Source organism: Burkholderia cepacia complex sp. TUM26381 (genome assembly GCF_057439935.1).
This window is the reverse complement of sequence record NZ_CM172006.1, coordinates 2113501-2133078: the sequence shown is the minus strand read 5'-3', so window position 1 is coordinate 2133078 and position 19578 is coordinate 2113501. Positions and strand designations below refer to the sequence as shown.

The window sequence follows — 19578 nt, the reverse complement described above, 5'->3', positions numbered from 1 at the left end:
GAATCGGGAGGAATGCCGCGCCGGCTCATCGGGATCGGAAGGCCGGCGGACGAGAAGGCCCGCCGTGCGGCGGGGCAGTCAGTATAGCGGCGTTACGTGTCGGCGCGCGGCGACGGATAAAAAAGGCGATTGATCAGCGTGCGCACCATCGGCGCGAGCTCGCCGGCCGTGAGCCCGGCCGGGCCGGTGCCGTTCGCGGTCAGCGTGTCGGCCGCGAGGCCGTGCAGGTAGACACCCGCGAGCGCCGCTTCGTACGGCGCGACGCGCTGTGCGAGCAGTGCGCCGATCAGGCCGCCGAGCACGTCGCCGGTGCCGCCGGTGGCGAGCGCCGCGTTGCCGGTCGGGTTGATCGTCACGTGGCCGTCGGGTGCCGCAATCGCCGTGCCTGAGCCTTTCAGCACGACGATCGCCGCATAACGTGCCGCGAGCGCCTGCGCGGCCGCGATGCGGTCGTGCTGCACCGCCGCCGTGTCGCTGCCGAGCAGGCGGGCGGCTTCGAGCGGATGCGGCGTCAGCACGCACGGATTGCCGCGCGCGCCGCGTGCGGCGACGGCGGCCGCGAGGTCGGCGTGCGTCGCGACGAGGTTCAGCGCGTCGGCATCGAGCAGCGTCACGGCGTCGTGCGCGAGCACGTCGCGTACGAGCGTCGCCGCGGCTTCGCGCGTGCCGAGCCCGCAGCCGGCCGCGATCGCGGTCATCGCGCCGAGATCGAGGGTGTCGGCCGGATGCAGCATCAGTTCGGGGAATGGCGGATCGTACGGCGGCGCGCCGGCGCCGAGGAAGCCGACGTGCACCTTGCCGGCACCGGCGAACAACGCGGCGCGTGCGGCCAGAATCGGTGCGCCGCACATGCCGGTGTCGCCGCCGAGTACCGCAAGGCTGCCGTACGTGCCCTTGTGGGATGCGAACGCGCGTGCGGGCAGCGCCGCGGCGAACCGCGCAGGCGCATTCAGCATGATGGCCGGTGCGGCGGGCGGCGCGACGTCGAGCGAGGCGATGTCGATCTCGCCGGCGAGATCGCGGCCGTCGCCCGTGTAGAGGCCCGGCTTCGCGCCGATGAAGGTGAGCGTGTGGGTGGCCGTGACGGCGACGCCCGCGCCGACGATCCGGCCCGTATCGCTGTCGAGCCCGCTCGGCACGTCGAGTGCGAGCACGCGGCCACCGCCGCGTGCATGCGCGGCGATGCGCGCAGCCTGCTCGGCAAACGCGCCGTCGAGCGCGCGGCCGAGACCGATGCCGAACAGCCCGTCGACGACCCACGCGAATTCGTCCAGCGCCGCGGGCGGTGTGGCCGACAGCGGCACGCCGGCCGCGCGGGCCAGGCCGAGCGCCCATTGCGCGTCGTCCGGCCTGACCGGTACCGGCATCCACGCCTGCGTCGCGACACCGAGCTGCTGGAGCTGGGCGGCGGCCACCAGCGCGTCGCCGCCGTTGTTGCCGGGGCCGACCGCGAACCACACGGGGCGCGCGTCGCCGGCGACGCGCTCGGACAGCCAGCGCGCGGCGGCGGCGCCCGCGCGTCCCATCAGCGTGTGCGGCGGCAGCGCCGCGGTGGCGTCGGCTTCGGCCGCGCGCAGGTCGGTGACGCGCAGCAGCGCGATCGGATCGGAATCGGGAAGCGGGCGGGGAACGGTCATCGCGGGATCGTGGCGGCTGGCAAGGATGCCGCCACGGGGCGAGCCCGCGGCGGTCAGGTCGTGAAGCGGCCGGCGCTGAGCGCGGCGAGCGTGTCGGCGGGCCAGTGCTGGGCGTTGCCGCCCAGGTAGTCGGTCACCACTTTAGCAGACCCGCAAGCGAGCCCCCAGCCGGTCGGGCCATGCCCGAAATTGACGAACACACGCGGATGCGGGGTCGGACCCACGACGGGCAGGCCGTCCGGCGACAGCAGCTGCATGCCCTGCCACGACAGCGCGGCCGAAATCCTGGCGGCGCCCGGCACCCAGTCGTGGACGGCCTGGCCGAGCAGCGCGAGCGCGGCCTCGGACAGCGGCTCGGCGAGCGGTTTGGCGGTGTCGGCGAGGCTTTGCAGCACGGCGCCGCCGCCGATGCGCAGCCGCTGATGGGTGCGCGTGATCGAGATCCGCTTGATTGAATCGACGACGCTCAGATGCGGCGCGTGCTCTTCGTACGCGACCGGCGCGGTCAGGGTATGGACGCGGACCGGGTGCAGCGGCAGGCGCCAGCCGAGCCGCTCGAGCAGCGGCACGCTGCCGGCGCCGGCAGCGACCACGATCGCGTCGGCGGAAATCACGTCGACCTCGCGCGCCTTGGCCGCGGTCCGCTGGCCGGACGGCGCGAGCTCGACCGCGGCGCGGCCGTTATCGACGCGGATCGCGGCGACGTCCGCGCCGAAGCGGAACTGCACGCCATGCTCGTCGAGCGTCTGCTTGACCAGTTTCGCGAACAGCGGGCAGTTGCCGGTGCGCTCGGTTTCGAGCAGCACGCCGCCGGCAAAGCCGGGCTCGGCCGGCACCGACGGTTCGAGTGCCGCGCATTCGTCGGCGGTGAGCGTGCGGTACGGCTGGTCGAGCGTGCGCAGCAGGTCGAGCGCAGGCTGCAGTGCGTCCCAGTCGCGCGGGTCGCGCACCACATGCAGGATCCCGGGCTTCTGCTCGAACTCGAGTTCGAGGCGCGCTTCGATATCGGCGAGCGTGTCGCGCGACGCGTCGATCAGCGGGCGCAGCCGCGCGTACTGTGCGGCGAACGCGTCGGGCTCGCGCAGCCCGCCGAGCTGCTTGACGAAGCGGCGCACGCCGCCGTTGAAGCCCGGCTTGTAGACGATGCCGCTGTCGCGCGGCTGGCGCTGGCGCATGAAAGTCGGGCCGAACCAGACGTCGAGCGGGCTCGGCAGCAGCGCGCCGCCGTCGCCGTAGGTCGCACCTTGCGCGACGGTCGCGTGGCGTTCGACCACGCAGACGCGATGGCCGGCCGCGCGCAGCTGGTAGGCGGTGGCGACGCCGCTGATTCCGCCGCCGATGACGATGACATCCATGGATTGCTTCGATGACGGGCGGCGCGCACGCCGCCCGGTGAGAATTCGCTGAGGGCCCGGCCCGGTGAACCCGGAATGATAGCGCCAAAATCGCGGGAGCCGGCGTCGGGCGCGCATGCGCCGTGCGGTCGCACCGCGGCGGCCGGCGCGTGGGCCCGTGCGGGCCGGCCCGGAGGGCGGCCGTGCTCGCCGCGTGCCCGGGCACCGTTGCGGTGCATGCGGACTACCGATCGGCCGGTCTTGGGCGGCCGACTTCCGGGTATAATTACGGCCTTCCTTTCGCCCCACGTCGCCACCTCGCGCGACTCATCGACGTCAGTCCAGCCCATGGCTCACTTCTCGTGTTTTCCCGGCGCTTCGGCCCTCTCCGATTTCCGTCAAACCCGTCTGCTCGACACGCTCAGGCAAATCGACGCCAACATCGTCGCGGTGCGCGGCCAGTTCCTGCACTTCGTCAATGCGGCCGAGCCGCTGGCGGCCGACGACAGCGCGCGCATCGACGCGCTGATGCACTACGGCGAGCCGTTCCAGCCGGCGGGCGAGAAGGGCACGACCGAGACCTTCGTCGTGCTGCCGCGCTTCGGCACGGTTTCGCCGTGGGCGAGCAAGGCGACCGACATCGCCCGGCACTGCGGCCTCACGCACGTGCGCCGCATCGAGCGCGGCGTCGAATTCACGGTCACGCTGAAGTCGGGCCTGCTCGGCGGCAAGAAGGCGCTGTCGGACGACGCGCGTGCAGCCGTCTTGGACGCGCTGCATGACCGGATGACCGAAAGCGTGGTCGCGGCGCGCGACGACGCGAAGCACCTGTTCGACGAGCTGCCGGCCAAGTCGCTCGAGACCGTCGACGTGCTGGGCGTTGGCCGCGGCGCGCTCGAGCGCGCGAACGTCGAGCTGGGCCTCGCGCTCGCCGACGACGAGATCGACTACCTGGTCGACGCGTTCCGCAAGCTCGAACGCAACCCGACCGACGTCGAGCTGATGATGTTCGCGCAGGCGAACAGCGAGCACTGCCGCCACAAGATCTTCAACGCGCAGTGGACGATCGACGGCGAAGCACAGGACATGTCGCTGTTCGCGATGATCCGCAACACCGAAAAGCTGAACCCGCAGGGCACGATCGTCGCGTATTCGGACAACTCGTCGATCATGGTCGGCGCCGAAGCCGAGCGCTGGTTCCCGCGCAACGTGGGCGCGGCCGGCGAGCCGGGCGAGCGCTACGGCCGTCACACCGAGCTCACGCACACGCTGATGAAGGTCGAGACGCACAACCACCCGACGGCGATCTCGCCGTTCCCGGGCGCGGCGACCGGCGCGGGCGGCGAGATCCGCGACGAAGGCGCGACGGGCCGCGGCGCGCGTCCGAAGGCCGGCCTGACGGGCTTCACCGTGTCGAACCTCGACCTGCCGGACGCCCGCCAGTCGTGGGAAAACGCACGCGACGCGGCGCAGCCGGTCGGCGAGCGCAACCCGAACGACGCGCACGGCCCGTATGGCCGCCCGGACCGCATCGCGTCGCCGCTGCAGATCATGATCGACGGCCCGCTCGGCGGCGCCGCGTTCAACAACGAATTCGGCCGCCCGAACCTCGGCGGCTACTTCCGCGTGTACGAGCAGAACGTCGGCGGGAAGGTGCATGGCTATCACAAGCCGATCATGATCGCGGGCGGCCTCGGCAACATCGCGGATCAGCATACGCACAAGCACGACGTGCCGGCCGGCTCGCTGCTGATCCAGATCGGCGGCCCCGGCATGCGGATCGGGATGGGCGGCGGCGCCGCAAGCTCGATGGCGACCGGCGCGAACACGGCCGAACTCGACTTCGACTCGGTGCAGCGCGGCAACCCGGAAATCGAGCGTCGCGCGCAGGAAGTGATCAACGGCTGCTGGCAGCTCGGCGCGGAAAACCCGATCCTGAGCATCCACGACGTCGGCGCGGGTGGCCTGTCGAACGCGTTCCCGGAAATCGTCGACGGCGCGGGCAAGGGCGCGCGCTTCGAACTGCGCAAGGTCGCGCTCGAGGAATCGGGCCTGTCGCCGCGCGAAATCTGGTCGAACGAAGCGCAGGAGCGTTACGTGCTGGCGATCGCGCCGGCCGACCTGCCGCGCTTCGAGGCAATCTGCGCACGTGAGCGCTGCCCGTTCGCGGTGGTCGGTGTCGCGACCGACGAACGCCAGCTGAAGCTCGTCGACGACGAAGCGGCGGGTGCCGACGAATACCCGGTCGACATGCCGATGGAAGTGCTGCTCGGCAAGCCGCCGCGCATGCACCGTGACGTCGCGCGCGTGGCGACCGAGCGTGCGCCGGTCGACGTGACGGGCATCGCACTGTCGGAAGTCGCGGTCGACGTGCTGAAGCACCCGACGGTCGGCAGCAAGTCGTTCCTGATCACGATCGGCGACCGTTCGGTCGGCGGCACATCGGTGCGCGACCAGATGGTCGGCCCGTGGCAGGTGCCGGTGGCCGACTGCGCGGTCACCGCGCTCGACTACGCGGGCTTCAAGGGCGAGGCGATGACGATGGCCGAGCGCACGCCGCTCGCCGTGATCGACGCGCCGGCATCGGGCCGCATGGCCGTCGGCGAAGCGATCACGAACATCGCGAGCGCGCCGATCGCGTCGCTCGACAAGCTGAAGCTGTCGGCGAACTGGATGGCCGCGTGCGGCACGGCCGGCGAAGACGCCGCGCTGTTCGACACGGTCAAGGCGATCGGCATGGAGCTGTGCCCGGCACTCGGGATCGGCATCCCGGTCGGCAAGGACTCGCTGTCGATGAAGACGAAGTGGGACGAGCAGGGCGTCGCGAAGGAAGTGGTGTCGCCGGTGTCGCTGATCATCTCCGCGTTCGCGCCGGTCGAAGACGTGCGCCGCCACCTGACGCCGCAACTGCGCCGTGTCGTCGACGCGGGCGACAGCGTGCTGATCGCGATCGATCTCGGCCGCGGCAAGAACCGGATGGGCGGCAGCATCTTCGCGCAAGTCACGCAGCAGGTCGGCGACACGACGCCGGACGTCGACGATGCGGAAGACCTGAAGCGCTTCTTCAACGCGATCCAGTCGCTCAATACGCAAGACAAGCTGCTCGCGTACCACGACCGCTCGGACGGCGGCTTGTGGGCGACGGTGTGCGAAATGGCGTTCGCGGGCCACGCGGGCGTGTCGCTGAACGTCGACATGCTGACGCTCGACCCGAACCACGAATCCGACTACGGCGACGCGAAGGACTGGGCGAAGCAGACGAGCGGCCGTCGTGACGACCGCACGCTGCGCGCGCTGTTCTCGGAAGAACTCGGCGCCGTCGTGCAGGTGCGCGCGTCCGACCGTGACGCGGTGCTCGGCGCGCTGCGCGAGTTCGGCCTGTCGGCGTGCTCGCACGTGATCGGCTCGGTCAACGACCGCGACGTGATCGAGGTGTACCGCGACGCGAAGAAGATCTTCGATGCACCGCGTGCCGAACTCCATCGCGCATGGAGCGAAGTGAGCTGGCGCATCGCGCGCCTGCGCGACAACCCCGCCTGCGCGGATGCCGAATACGACGCGCTGCTCGACGCGGCCGATCCGGGCATCTCGCCGGTGCTGAGCTTCGATCCGGCCGACGACATCGCCGCGCCGTTCATCGCGACGGGCGCACGGCCGCGCGTTGCGATCCTGCGCGAGCAGGGCGTGAACTCGCACCTGGAAACGGCCTACGCGTTCGACCGCGCGGGCTTCGACGCCCACGACGTGCACATGAGCGACCTGCTCGCGGGCCGTGCGACGCTCGCCGATTTCGCGGGTGCGGTCGCATGCGGCGGCTTCTCGTACGGTGACGTGCTGGGCGCGGGCGAAGGCTGGGCGAAGACGATCCGTTTCAACGCGAACCTCGCCGACATGTTCTCGGCGTTCTTCGCGCGTCCGGACACGTTCGCCCTCGGCATCTGCAACGGCTGCCAGATGCTGTCGAGCATCGCGTCGATGATCCCGGGCGCGCAAGCGTGGCCGAAGTTCACGCGCAACAAGTCCGAGCAGTTCGAGGCGCGCTTCTCGTTCGTCGAAGTGGAGAAGTCGCCGTCGATCTTCTTCGCGGGGATGGAAGGCTCGCGGATTCCGGTCGCGGTCGCGCACGGCGAAGGTTATGCAGACTTCTCGCAGCAGGGCGACATCGATCGCGTCGCGATCGCGATGCGTTTCGTCGACCACCGCGGCGAAGCGACCGAGCGCTATCCGTTCAACCCGAACGGCTCGCCGGCCGGCATCACGTCGGTCACGACGGCCGACGGCCGCTTCTCGGTGCTGATGCCGCACATGGAGCGTGTGCATCGTACGGTCGCGATGAGCTGGCACCCGGAAAGCTGGGGTGAAGCAAGCCCGTGGATGCGCGTGTTCCGCAACGCGCGTCGCTGGATCGGCTGATCCGGATGATGTTCGATCCGCACATGCCGGTCGAGGTCGTCACGCTGCGCGACGCACGCGCGAGCGAGGCCGACGCGATCGGCCGCGTGATCCGCGCGGCGTTCGCGGGCGAGCCGCAGGGCGGGCAGTTCGAGCAGCGCATCGTCGAGACGCTGCGCGCGGACGGTGCGCTGAGCGTGTCGCTCGTCGCGGAGCGCGACGCTCGCCTCATCGGCCACGTCGCGTTCTCGCCGGTTGCGATCGGCGGCGAGCCGGCCGGCAGCCAGCAGTGGTACGGGCTCGCGCCGCTCGCGGTGCTGCCCGATTGCCAGCGGCAGAGCATCGGCGCGGGGCTCGTGCGCACGGGGCTCGACGCGTTGCGCCGGCTCGGTGCGCGTGGCTGCGTCGTGCTCGGCGAGCCGGCGTATTACGCGCGTTTCGGGTTCGAACCGTCCGGCGACATCGTGTTTCCGGGCGTGCCGCCCGAGTATTTCCTCGCGCTGTCGTTCGATGATTCGGCCACGCTGCCGTCGGGTGACGTGCGCTATCACGACGTGTTTTATCCCGCATAGTGCGGGTGACGTCCGGTACGGAACAGGCCGCTCTTCGGAGCGGCTTTTTTATGGCACGTTTTCGCGCACCCAACGAAAAAGCCGCTCCGAAGAGCGGCTTTTCGATGCACGGGCGAGTATCGCCGGCGTTACTGAATCTTCGCCTGCTGGCGCAGACCTTCCTCGAACGCCTGCAGCTTCTGCTGCACCAGCTGTTGCGCGATTTGCGCCTTCACCTGCTCGAGCGGCGGCGGGGCGATGTCGCGGATGTCGTCGACGCGAATGATGTGCCAGCCGAACTGCGTTTTCACCGGCGTGTCGGTCATCTGGCCTTTCTGCAGCTTCTGCGCAGCCGCCGCGAATTCCGGCACGTAGGCCTTCGGGTCGGACCAGTCGAGATCGCCGCCGTTCTTGCCCGAACCCGGATCCTTCGAGTATTGCTTCGCGAGATCCTCGAACTTCGCGCCGGCCTTGATCTTCGCGATCAGGTCCTTCGCCTGCTGCTCGTTGTCGACGAGGATGTGGTGCAGGTGGTATTCGCGGTTGCCGCCGGCGCCCTTGACGAGGTCGTCGTAGCGCGCCTTCACTTCGGCGTCGGTCGGCTGGTTCTTCTTCAGGAAGCTCTCGATCATCGAGCGCAGCACGACGGTCTGTTGCGCGACTGCGACTTGCGCCTTCACGTCAGGACGGTTCGGGATGCCTTCGCGGATGGCTTCCTGCATCAGGATTTCGCGGTTCACGAGTTCCTCGCGCACGGCCTGCTGCAGTTTCGGGCCGTCGGCCTGACCTTGCTGGACGAGCTGCGCGACCATCGCGTCGGCGCGCGACTTCGGAATCGGCGTGCCGTTCACGACGGCGATGTTCTGGGCGAATGCCGGTGCCGCTGCAAAAGCAGCCGCCGCGACCCACAGGCGGGGGGATTTCAGGATCATCGGGAATTCCTAATGAGACTAGATTGAAGATTCGTTGAATTCTTCGGGCGTGTAAGCCACGATCGCGAGCGCGTGAATGCCGCGCTGCATCGCATCAGCGAGCGCATCATACACCAGCCGGTGCCGCGCGACGCGCGGCTTGCCGGCGAATGCGGCCGACACGATCGTGACCGTGAAATGGCCGCCGGCGGCCGCGCCGGCGTGGCCCGCGTGCTGCGCGCTGTCGTCGCGCACGGTGAGCGACAGCGGCGCGAGCGACGCTGTGAGGCGCGCTTCGATCAGCGCGACGCGTTCGCCGGTCGAGGCGTTGAGAAAGGCGTCCGTCATGTCACTCGTCCTTCAGGTATTTCGTGAGCCACAGGCTCTGCAGGATGATGAATACGACCATCGCGCCCGTCGTACCGAACAGCTTGAAGTTCACCCATTGCGATTCGGTGAAGTTGTGCACCACGTACAGGTTCGCGACGCCGAGCACCGCGAAGAACAGCGCCCATGCCACATTCAGCTTGTCCCACACGGGGGACGGCAGCGTGAGCTGCTTGCCCATCATCTTCTCGATCAGGTTCTTGCTGAACGCATAACGCGCGGCCAGCAACCCGATCGCAAACAACCAGTACAGCACAGTCGGTTTCCATTGAATGAATTTCTCGTCATGCAGGACGAGGGTGGCGCCACCGAATACGACGATCACGCCGAGGCTGACCCACAGCATCGTGTCGACCTTCCGGTGCCGGAAGGCGACCCAGGCGACCTGGGCCAGCGTCGCGATGATCGCGACCGCGGTGGCGGTGAAGATGCCCCAGACCTTGAAGGCGACAAAAAACAGGATGATCGGAAACAGATCGAACAGGAATTTCATGGCGCTCGCAGCTGCGTGAAAGGCCGCTTGAGCGGCCTTTCACCGTTGTAGGGACCCGCCAGGCATCGCCGTCGCGGATCGTCGGGGCGGTCCGGCCCGAGGCTGACCGCCCGGCAGATCCGCCCGGCGCCGCTCATTCGTTTTCGGGTCGGGACTCGAAGTTTAACGCAGCCGAATTGATGCAGTACCGCAAACCGGTCTGGTCGCGCGGGCCGTCCTCGAAGACGTGGCCCAGATGCGCGCCGCAGTGGTTGCAGCGCACCTCGACGCGCACCATCCCGTGCGAGTAGTCGACCTTCTCGTCGATCACCTCGCCGTTGAGCGGCTTGAAGTAGCTGGGCCAGCCGCAGCCCGAGTGGAATTTGGAACCGGATTCGAACAGCGGCGTGCTGCAGACGACGCATTTGTAGATGCCGGCGTCTTCCGTGTCGGTGTATTCGCCGGTGAATGCGCGCTCGGTCGCCGCATGCTGCGTGACCTCGTACTGCATCGGCGTGAGCCGGCGGCGCAGGTCGGCGTCGTCCTTCTGGTACGGGAAGGTTTTGTCGTCGGAATCGTGGGACATGTGGGGTTCTCCTGATCGGTCGGTCGATACGCGCGGGTTGCGGGCTCAGGACGAGCAGCTCACTTCGAGCGACCCGGCCCAGTCGGGCGGCAACGCCGCGTACGCTTCATGCTCGGGTTGTTCGTCGAACGGGCGGCGCAGGATCTGCGCGAGCCGTTCGACTTCCGAAAAATCCTTTTCCTTCGCGCGCCGGATCGCGACTTCGGCCAGATGGTTGCGAAGCACGTATTTCGGGTTCACGCGATTCATCGCGTCCGCGCGGGCCGCGTCGTCGCGCATTTCCTCGGACAGCCGCGCGCGGTAGAGGTTCGCCCACGCATCGAACGCTTCGCGGTCGATGAACAGGTCGCGCACCGGGGCGTCGCGGCTCGCGTCGTGCTTCGAGATCTGTGCGAGGCGGCGGAACGTCAGCGTGAAATCCGCATGGCTCGCGTGCATCGTCTCGAGCAGCTTGTTCGCGAGTTCGGCGTCGTTCTCGCGTTCGAGCTCGAGGCCGAGCTTCGCGCGCATCGCGCGTTCGAGCGCGGGGCCGAAACGTTCCGGGAATTTCGCGAGCACGGCCTGTGCGTCGTCCACTGCGCGCTCGGCACGCGCATCGTCGTCGGCGATGTCGTGCTGCAGCCCGATCAGCGGCAGCAGCGCTTGCGCGAGGCAGTAGCAGTTCCAGTGCGCGATGCGCGGCTGCATCCGGTACGCATAGCGGCCTTTGTTGTCCGAGTGGTTGCAGATGTGGTTCGCATCGAACGCGTCGACGAAGCCGAACGGGCCGTAGTCGATCGTCACGCCGAGGATCGACATGTTGTCGGTGTTCATCACGCCGTGGCAAAAGCCGACGGCCTGCCACTGCGCGACGAGGTCGGCCGTGCGCAGCGTCGCGGCTTCGAGCAGCGCGAGGTACGGATCGTCCGCGTCGCGGCATTCGGGATAGAAGCGGTCGATCACGTGATCGGCGAGCTGGCGCAGCAGGTCGGGGCGATCGTTCGAGAAGAAGTGCTCGAAGTGGCCGAAGCGCACGAAGCTTTCCGACACGCGCGTGACGACGGCCGACGTCTCGATTTCCTCGCGGACCACCGGCTGATCGGAGCCGATCACCGTCAGCGCGCGCGTGGTCGGGATGCCGAGGTGATGCATCGCTTCCGAGCACAGGAATTCGCGGATCGACGAGCGCAACACCGCGCGGCCGTCGCCCATCCGCGAGTACGGCGTGCGGCCGCTGCCTTTCAATTGCAGCTCGTAGCGGCGGCCGTCGGTGCCGGTGCGCTCGCCGATCGTCAGCGCGCGGCCGTCGCCGAGCTGGCCGGCCCATACGCCGAACTGGTGGCCGGAATACACCGACGCGTACGGCATCGCGTGCGCGGGCCAGTCGCGCGTCGGGTTGCCGGCGAACAGCTCGGCGAAGCCGGGCTGCGCGGCGATCGACGGCCGCAGGTCGAGCCGCTGCGCGACTTCGTCGGAGAACCCGACGACGTACGGCGCGGCAAGCGGCGCGGCCGGCAGCCGCGTATGAAACGCATCGCCGAGCGTGACGAACGCGCCTACGGCGGGCGCGCCGAGCGTGGCGGCGAGGTCGGGGAGGGTGTCAGCCGCATCGGCTGCGCTTCGGGAAAACGACATGTTGAGCGCCTCTGGGTAAGCCGATATTGTAAGGCGGCGCCGCGCCGCCCGCATGGTGGCGCGCGCGCCGTGCGCCACGCCCGTCCGGGGCCGCTGACGGGCGCGCCGCAGAGGCTGGTCACCGATTCGCATCCTCACGGAGAACAAGACGATGGGTAAGCCGTTGCTGGGCCAGATGATGGACATGCCGTTGCTGGTGTCCTCGCTGATTTCGCATGCCGCGCGGCACGCCGGCGACACGGAAATCGTGTCGAAGCGCGTGGAAGGCGACCTGCATCGCTATACGTACCGCGATTGCGAACGCCGCGCGAAGCAGCTGGCGCAGGCGCTTGCGCGGCTCGGCGTCGAAACCGGCGACCGCGTCGGCACGCTGGCGTGGAACGGCTACCGTCATCTGGAGGCGTACTACGGGATCGGCGGGATGGGCGCTGTCTGCCACACGATCAACCCGCGCCTGTTCCCCGAGCAGATCGCGTACATCGTCAATCACGCGGAAGACCGCTACGTCTTCTTCGACATCAATTTCGCGCCGCTCGTCGACGCCATCGCACCGCAGTGCCCGCACGTGAAGGGCTGGGTCGCGATGACCGATGCCGCGCACCTGCCGTCGGGCGCGACGCCCTATCTCTGCTATGAAACGCTTGTCGAGGCCGAGGACGGCCGCTACGACTGGCCGCGCCTCGACGAGCAGCAGGCGTCGGGGCTCTGCTACACGTCCGGCACGACCGGCAACCCGAAGGGCGTGCTGTATTCGCACCGCTCGACGGTGCTGCACGCGTACGGCGCCGCGCTGCCCGACGCGATGAACCTGTCCGCGATGGACGCCGTGCTGCCCGTCGTGCCGATGTTCCACGTCAACGCGTGGGGGCTGCCGTATGCGGTGCCGTTGACCGGCGGCAAGCTCGTGCTGCCCGGCAAGGATCTCGACGGCAAATCGCTGTACGAGCTGATGGAGGCCGAACGCGTGACGTTCTCCGCGGGCGTGCCGACCGTGTGGCTCGGGCTGCTCAACTACATGCGCGAAGCCGGCGTGCGCTTCTCGACGCTGAATCGCACGGTGATCGGCGGCTCGGCGTGCCCGCCCGCGATGCTGCGCACGTTCGAGGACGAATACGGCGTGCGCGTGATCCATGCATGGGGAATGACCGAGCTGTCGCCGCTCGGCACGCTCGCGAAGCTCAACTGGGCGCAGTCGCAGCGGCCGCTCGACGCGCAGCGCCGGCTGCTCGAGAAACAGGGGCGCGTGATCTGCGGCGTCGACATGCGCATCGTCGGCGAGGACGGCCAGGAACTGCCGTGGGACGGCGTCGCGTTCGGCGAACTGCAGGTGCGCGGGCCGTGGGTGATCGACCACTACTTTCGCGGCAATGAATCGCCGCTGTCGGGCGGCTGGTTCCCGACCGGCGACGTTGCGACGATCGATCCCGACGGCTTCCTGCAGATCACCGACCGCAGCAAGGACGTGATCAAGTCGGGCGGCGAATGGATCAGCTCGATCGACATCGAGAACGTCGCGATTGCCCACCCGGGTGTGGCCGAAGCCGCGTGCATCGCCTGTGCTCACCCGAAATGGACCGAGCGCCCGCTGCTCGTCGTGGTGCCGCGCGAAGGCGCGAACCTGAACCGCGACACGCTGCTCGCGTTCTATGAAGGCAAGGTCGCGAAATGGTGGATCCCCGACGACGTCGTGTTCGTCGAATCGCTGCCGCACACCGCGACCGGCAAGCTGCAGAAGCTGAAGCTGCGCGAGACGTTCCGCGACTACGTGTTGCCGACGGCGGTGTGCGAGCCGTAAGCGTGGCACCCGGGCCGGCGACGGCCCGCGAACCGGTCGCCCGATCCGTCCCCGGATCGGCAACAAAATTCAAATTGAACGACCGTGCTTTTTCGTTGTATGCTGCCTCAGTTCATCCGGACATGCGGCTGTTCGACCGCGCACAATGAAGCGCAGCCACCCCGGCGCGCGATGCATGGAGGCAGGCAGATGGCAGTGGATTACTCGACTCGCGACGGCGTGGCCGTCATTACGCTCAACAATCCGCCCGTCAACGGGCTTGGCCTGTCGACCCGCCAGGGCGTCATGGACGCGCTCGATCGCGCCGCGCAGGATCCGTCGGTCGCGGCCATCGTGCTGACCGGCGCGGGCCGCGCGTTCTCGGGCGGTGCGGATATCACCGAATTCAATACGCCGAAGGCGCTGCAGGAGCCGACGCTGCACACCGTGATCCGCGCGGTGGAGGCAAGCGCGAAGCCCGTCGTCGCCGCGCTGCACAGTGTCGTGATGGGTGGTGGCCTCGAGCTTGCGCTCGGCGCGCACTACCGCGTCGCGGCGCCCGGCGCGCAGGTCGCGCTGCCCGAAGTGAAGCTCGGCCTGCTGCCGGGCGCGGGCGGCACGCAGCGCCTGCCGCGCGCGGTGGGGCTCGAAACCGCACTGAACATGATCGTGTCGGGCGCGCCGGTGCTGTCTGAACACCTTGCGAAAAGCGGGCTGTTCGATGCAATGGCCGACGGCGACCTGCTCGACGCGGCTGTCGCGTTCGCCCAGAAGGCCGGCGCGCAGAAGGGGCCGCATCCGCGCGTGCGCGATCGCAAGATCGTCCACGACAACGCCGCAGGCTTCATCCAGTTCGCGCGCAATTCCGCGCAGGCCGCCGCACCGAATTTCCCCGCGCCGCACAAGTGTATCGACGCGATCGAGGCCGGCGTGCTGAACGGCTTCGACAAGGGCAGCATCGCGGAGCGCGAGGGTTTCGTCGCGCTGATGATGACGCCGGAAAGCCGTGCGCTGCGCCACGCGTTCTTCGGCGAGCGTGCGGCGAGCAAGATTCCCGACGTGCCGTCCGACACGCCGCTGCGCGAGATCCGTCGCGTCGGCGTGATCGGTGCGGGCACGATGGGCGGCGGAATCGCGATGAACTTCATCAACGCGGGTCTGCCCGTCACGCTGCTCGAGACGAAGCAGGACGCGCTCGAGCGCGGCATCGCGACGATCCGCAAGAACTACGACGCGCAGGTGAAGAAGGGCAAGCTCACGCAGGAGAAGCTCGACGCGCGCATGGCGCTGATCGCGCCGACGCTGTCCTACGACGACCTCAAGGATGCCGACCTGATCGTCGAAGCCGTGTTCGAGGAACTCGGCGTGAAGGAGCAGGTGTTCAAGAAGCTCGACGAAGTCGCAAAGGCGGGCGCGATCCTCGCGTCGAACACGTCGACGCTTGACGTCGACAGGATCGCGGCGTTCACGAAGCGCCCGCAGGACGTCGTCGGCATGCACTTCTTCAGCCCGGCGAACGTGATGAAGCTGCTCGAGGTCGTGCGCGGCGCGCAGACCGCGAAGGACGTGCTCGCGACCGTGATGGCCGTCGCGAAGAAGATCCGCAAGACGGCGGTCGTGTCCGGCGTGTGCGACGGCTTCATCGGCAACCGGATGATCGAGCAGTACATCCGCCAGGCGCTGTTCATGCTCGAGGAAGGCGCATTGCCCGCGCAGGTCGATCGCGCGATCGAGAAGTTCGGGTTCGCGATGGGGCCGTTCCGGATGAGCGACCTCGCCGGCAACGACATCGGCTGGGCGATCCGCAAGCGCCGCTATGTCGAGAAGCCCGATCTGCAGTACTCGAAGATTGCCGACCGCCTGTGCGAACAGGGCCGTTTCGGCCAGAAGACGGGCGCCGGCTGGTACGACTACGTGCCGGGCGATCGCAAGGCGAAGCCGTCGTCGCTGGTCGACGAGATGGTGGTCGCGTATTCGAAGGAGCGCGGCGTCGAGCGACGCAAGATCGGCGACGACGAGATCGTCGAGCGGCTGGTGCTCGCGCTCGTCAACGAAGGCGCGAAGATCCTCGAAGAGAAGATCGCGTCGAAGGCGTCCGACATCGACATGGTCTACCTGACCGGCTATGGCTTCCCGCTGTGGCGCGGCGGCCCGATGCTGTACGCGGACGTGGTCGGCCTATACAACGTCGAGCGCGCGATTCGCCGCTACGCGGCCGCGCCGAACGGCGACGCATGGCAGCTCGCGCCGTCGATCGCGGAACTGGCGAAAGCCGGCCGCGGGTTCAACGGCTGACGACGCTGCATGGCGGCGCGACCGATCCTGTCTGGAGACACGCAATGAAACGCACCGACGACGTCCTGCTCGTGATCGACGTGCAATACGACTTCATGCCGGGCGGCGCGCTCGCGGTGCCGGACGGCGATGCGGTCGTTCCCGTGATCAACGCGCTCGCACAGCGCTTCGACCAGGTCGTGCTCACGCAGGACTGGCACCCGCGCGAGCACGTGTCGTTCGCTGCGAACCATCCGGGCCGCGAGCCGTTTTCCACGCTCGCGCTGCCGTACGGCGAGCAGGTGCTGTGGCCCGTGCATTGCGTGCAGGACACTGAAGGTGCAGCGCTGCATCGCGACCTCGACATCCCGCACGCGCGGCTTGTGATCCGCAAGGGCGGCGACGCGCAGGTCGACAGCTATTCCGCGTTCGTCGAAGCCGACCGCACGACGCGCACCGGGCTCGCGGGCTACCTGCGCGAACTCGGCGCGAAGCGCGTGTGGTGCTGCGGGCTCGCGACCGACTATTGCGTTGCGTGGTCGGCGCTCGATGCGCGCGCGGCCGGTTTCGACGCCGCGGTGATCAACGATGCATGCCGTGCGATCGACCTGAACGGGTCGCTCGCGCACGCATGGCAGCAGATGCAGGCAGCGGGCGTCGCACATGTGACGTCCGCGAGCGCGCGCCCGGCGGCGTAGCGCATTTCCCATCCGATTCAGGGTCTGTTTACATATTTGAAGCAGGACCGAAGGAGACTCGCATGACCGAAGCCGTAATCGTATCGACCGCACGCACGCCGCTGGCGAAATCCTGGCGTGGCGCATTCAACATGACGCACGGCGCGACGCTCGGCGGCCACGTGGTCGCGGCCGCGCTCGATCGCGCGAAGCTCGACCCCGCACGCGTCGAGGACGTGATCATGGGCTGCGCGAACCCCGAAGGCGCGACCGGCGCGAACATCGCACGGCAGATCGCGCTGCGTGCGGGGCTGCCCGTGACCGTGCCGGGGATGACGGTGAACCGTTTCTGTTCGTCGGGGCTGCAGACCATCGCACTGGCCGCGCAGCGGATCATCGCGGGCGAAGGCGAGGTCTATGTCGCGGGCGGCGTCGAATCGATCTCGTGCGTGCAGAACGAGATGAACCGGCACATGGTCCAGGAGGGCTGGCTCGTCCAGCACAAGCCGGAGATCTACTGGAACATGTTGCAGACGGCCGAGAACGTCGCGAAGCGCTACGGCATCTCGAAGGAGCGGCAGGACGAATACGGCGTGCAGTCGCAACTGCGCGCCGCGGCCGCACAGGAAGCCGGGCGTTTCCGCGACGAAATCGTGCCGATCACCGTGCTTGCGGGCATTGCCGACAAGGCGACGGGCCGCCTGTTCACGAAGGAAGTGACGGTATCGGCCGACGAAGGCATTCGCCCCGACACGACGCTCGAAGGCGTGTCGAAGATCCGTTCGGCCGTGCCGGGCGGCGTGATCACCGCCGGTAACGCGAGCCAGTTTTCGGACGGCGCGTCGGCATGCGTCGTGATGAGCGCCGAGGCCGCGCAGCGCGAAGGGCTGCAGCCGCTGGGCGTGTTCCGCGGCTTCGCGGTGGCCGGCTGCGAGCCCGACGAGATGGGCATCGGCCCCGTGTTCGCGGTGCCGAAGCTGCTGAAGCAGGCGGGGCTGAAGGTCGACGACATCGGCCTGTGGGAGCTGAACGAGGCGTTCGCGGTGCAGGTGCTGTACTGCCGCGACACGCTCGGGATTCCTGAGGACCGGCTGAACGTGAACGGCGGCGCGATCGCGGTCGGCCATCCGTACGGCGTGTCGGGCGCGCGCCTGACGGGCCATGCGTTGATCGAAGGCAAGCGGCGCGGCGTGAAGTACGTGGTCGTCACGATGTGCATCGGCGGCGGGCAGGGTGCGGCCGGCTTGTTCGAAATCCTCTGATCATTGACCGGTGGCGGCCACGGGCGCGCTTCGGCGACGCCCGCGGCCGCGACGTGAATCGGCACGACTGAATCGCAATTCGAAACGGTCGGGAAGCAAAAGGCATGTGCCCGGCAATGCCGTTTCCCCTTACTTGTCAAACGAATTGCCCCACCTATACTTGCTCTGACATTTGCCTTTCGGCACGATGGGCCGGAGCGCGCATCGCGCGATCCGTGCCGCGAAGGTTCGAACCAACGCAGCAGACCGACCGGGGACCGAATGAGTACGACTTATGCAGCCGGGGAACCGCCGCGCGTCGTCAGCGCGGCCGCGAGGCTCTACGCGAAATGCCTGCTGGTCGGATTCGCGTTGCTGCCTGCGTATCTGATTGCCTATCTGTGGTTCTTCAGCGACCCGCACGTCGTGTTCGAGAGCCACGCATTCCATGAAATTGCGATCGCGGCCGCGACCCTCGAAGGCGCGTTCGTCACCTACGTGACGTGGGTGTGCTACCGGTCGTCCGGCGAGCCGCTGCTGCGCTGGCTGACGCTCGGCTTTCTCGGCTTCGCGATGATCTATGCGCTGCACGGTGCGTTCACCGGGATGGCGCACCACAATATCTGGCTGTTCCTGCTGTACGGGCCCGCGTCGCGGCTCGTGATGTCGATCCTGTTGCTGACGGGCCTGCTGTCGTATTCGCGTCCGCCCGACCGGATCGAGAAGCGCACGAGCGTGCGGACGTGGCTGCCGTGGATCGTGTTCTTCGTGATCGTCAACGTCGTCGTTGCCTACATTGCGTATTCGCCGATCGCCGGCGCGCTGGGGACGCGGCTGTCGATGGAAGGCGGCGCGCTCGTGTTCTCGCTGCTGAACGTGTGCCTGCTGCTCGCGCGGCGGATCCGTTCGCCGCTGATGGTGATCTACGGCGTGTCGATCATGGCGTTCGCGCTGTCGTCGCTCGCGTTCATTCTCGGCAAGCCGTGGAATCACATGTGGTGGCTGGCGCACGCGATTTTCGCGGGCGGCTTCTTCCTGCTCAGCTACGGCGTCGTGCAGGCGCTGCAGACGACGCGTTCGTTCTCGGCGATCTACAGCCAGGAAGACCTGATGAGCCGGCTGGCGGAATCGATGTCGCGTACCGAGAGCGCGTTGCAGGAACTGCGACGCACGAACCAGAAGCTCGAGTACATGGCCGCGACCGATCCGATGACGGGCGCGTCGAACCGCCGGCAGTTCATCGCGCAGGTCGAGCGCGAGATAGTGCGGGCCGAACGCGACGGCACGCCGTTCTGCCTGCTCGCACTCGATCTCGACAATTTCAAGAACATCAACGATGCCTACGGGCACCAGATCGGCGACGAGGTGCTGCGCGGCGTCGTGCGCCAGTGCCTCGAGGCGATCCGGCCGGCGGGCGGGCTCGCGCGGGTCGGCGGCGAGGAGTTCATGGCGTTGCTGCCGGACATGCCGCTCGAAGGCGCGCGGATGACGGCCGAGCGCGTGCGTTCGTCGATCGCGAGTTCGCCGTTCGGGCTGGACTTCAAGCGCGTGCAGGTGACGGTCAGCGTCGGCGTCGCGCAATACGGCGTCGACGGCAGCACGGTCGATGCGTTGCTGAGGGTGGTCGACGAGCGGTTGTACGCGGCGAAGCGGGAGGGGCGCAACCGCGTGGTGTCGCGGTAGTCCGGTCTCAGCCGAAGCCCCGGAGGCGGCAACGCCCCCGGGGCT

14 protein-coding genes are annotated in these 19578 nt (G+C 68.3%); 7 read left to right on the top strand and 7 right to left on the bottom strand.

Annotation, left to right across the window (positions count from 1 at the left end):
- Positions 1-92 precede the first annotated feature (92 nt).
- Together ACWMMN_RS09960 and ACWMMN_RS09955 are read right to left on the bottom strand one after the other, a co-directional pair.
- The gene (locus ACWMMN_RS09960) at positions 93-1637 is read right to left on the bottom strand and encodes an NAD(P)H-hydrate dehydratase (protein WP_174993002.1); all 1545 of its coding nucleotides are present in this window, start codon (positions 1635-1637) and stop codon (positions 93-95) included.
- 53 nt (positions 1638-1690) lie between these two features.
- Positions 1691-2992, bottom strand: coding sequence for an FAD-dependent oxidoreductase (locus ACWMMN_RS09955; protein WP_059233933.1), 1302 nt, complete (start codon positions 2990-2992; stop codon positions 1691-1693).
- Positions 2993-3319: 327 nt separating this feature from the next.
- On the opposite strand from ACWMMN_RS09955, the gene purL reads away from it, so the two are divergent.
- Positions 3320-7384 (top strand): phosphoribosylformylglycinamidine synthase, encoded by a 4065-nt coding sequence (purL, locus tag ACWMMN_RS09950; RefSeq protein WP_486422625.1) that lies wholly within the window; start codon positions 3320-3322, stop codon positions 7382-7384.
- 5 nt (positions 7385-7389) lie between these two features.
- Positions 7390-7935 carry a GNAT family N-acetyltransferase gene (locus tag ACWMMN_RS09945; protein ID WP_486423223.1) on the top strand — a complete coding sequence of 182 codons (546 nt, stop codon included), beginning with the start codon at positions 7390-7392 and terminating at the stop codon, positions 7933-7935.
- Positions 7936-8063: 128 nt separating this feature from the next.
- Here the strand turns inward: ACWMMN_RS09945 and ACWMMN_RS09940 are convergent, their stop codons facing one another.
- The 5 genes from ACWMMN_RS09940 to ACWMMN_RS09920 form a co-directional block, all read right to left on the bottom strand.
- A complete protein-coding gene (locus tag ACWMMN_RS09940; RefSeq protein ID WP_059233935.1) occupies positions 8064-8846 on the bottom strand; it encodes a peptidylprolyl isomerase in 783 nt (260 codons plus the stop codon).
- Between the two features lie 18 nt (positions 8847-8864).
- On the bottom strand, positions 8865-9173 hold the full coding sequence (locus ACWMMN_RS09935; protein WP_059233936.1) for a BolA family protein: 309 nt from the start codon (positions 9171-9173) through the stop codon (positions 8865-8867).
- Position 9174: 1 nt separating this feature from the next.
- On the bottom strand, positions 9175-9705 hold the full coding sequence (locus ACWMMN_RS09930) for a septation protein A (RefSeq protein ID WP_059233937.1): 531 nt from the start codon (positions 9703-9705) through the stop codon (positions 9175-9177).
- Positions 9706-9838: 133 nt separating this feature from the next.
- Positions 9839-10270 (bottom strand): peptide-methionine (R)-S-oxide reductase MsrB, encoded by a 432-nt coding sequence (msrB, locus tag ACWMMN_RS09925; RefSeq protein WP_059233938.1) that lies wholly within the window; start codon positions 10268-10270, stop codon positions 9839-9841.
- Between the two features lie 45 nt (positions 10271-10315).
- Complete coding sequence (locus ACWMMN_RS09920; RefSeq protein ID WP_486422624.1) at positions 10316-11884, bottom strand: protein adenylyltransferase SelO; 1569 nt, start codon at positions 11882-11884, stop codon at positions 10316-10318.
- A 151-nt stretch (positions 11885-12035) separates the two neighbouring features.
- On the opposite strand from ACWMMN_RS09920, the gene ACWMMN_RS09915 reads away from it, so the two are divergent.
- From ACWMMN_RS09915 to ACWMMN_RS09895, 5 genes are all read left to right on the top strand, one after another.
- Positions 12036-13679, top strand: a complete 1644-nt coding sequence (locus tag ACWMMN_RS09915) for a 3-(methylthio)propionyl-CoA ligase (RefSeq protein WP_059233940.1) — start codon at positions 12036-12038, stop codon at positions 13677-13679.
- 189 nt (positions 13680-13868) lie between these two features.
- On the top strand, positions 13869-15953 hold the full coding sequence (locus ACWMMN_RS09910) for a 3-hydroxyacyl-CoA dehydrogenase NAD-binding domain-containing protein (RefSeq protein WP_059233941.1): 2085 nt from the start codon (positions 13869-13871) through the stop codon (positions 15951-15953).
- A gap of 44 nt (positions 15954-15997) precedes the next feature.
- A complete protein-coding gene (gene pncA / locus ACWMMN_RS09905) occupies positions 15998-16630 on the top strand; it encodes a bifunctional nicotinamidase/pyrazinamidase (protein WP_486422623.1) in 633 nt (210 codons plus the stop codon).
- 62 nt (positions 16631-16692) lie between these two features.
- The gene (locus ACWMMN_RS09900) at positions 16693-17871 is read left to right on the top strand and encodes an acetyl-CoA C-acyltransferase (protein ID WP_486422622.1); all 1179 of its coding nucleotides are present in this window, start codon (positions 16693-16695) and stop codon (positions 17869-17871) included.
- 261 nt (positions 17872-18132) lie between these two features.
- Positions 18133-19533, top strand: coding sequence for a GGDEF domain-containing protein (locus ACWMMN_RS09895; protein WP_059233944.1), 1401 nt, complete (start codon positions 18133-18135; stop codon positions 19531-19533).
- Positions 19534-19578: the final 45 nt, after the last annotated feature.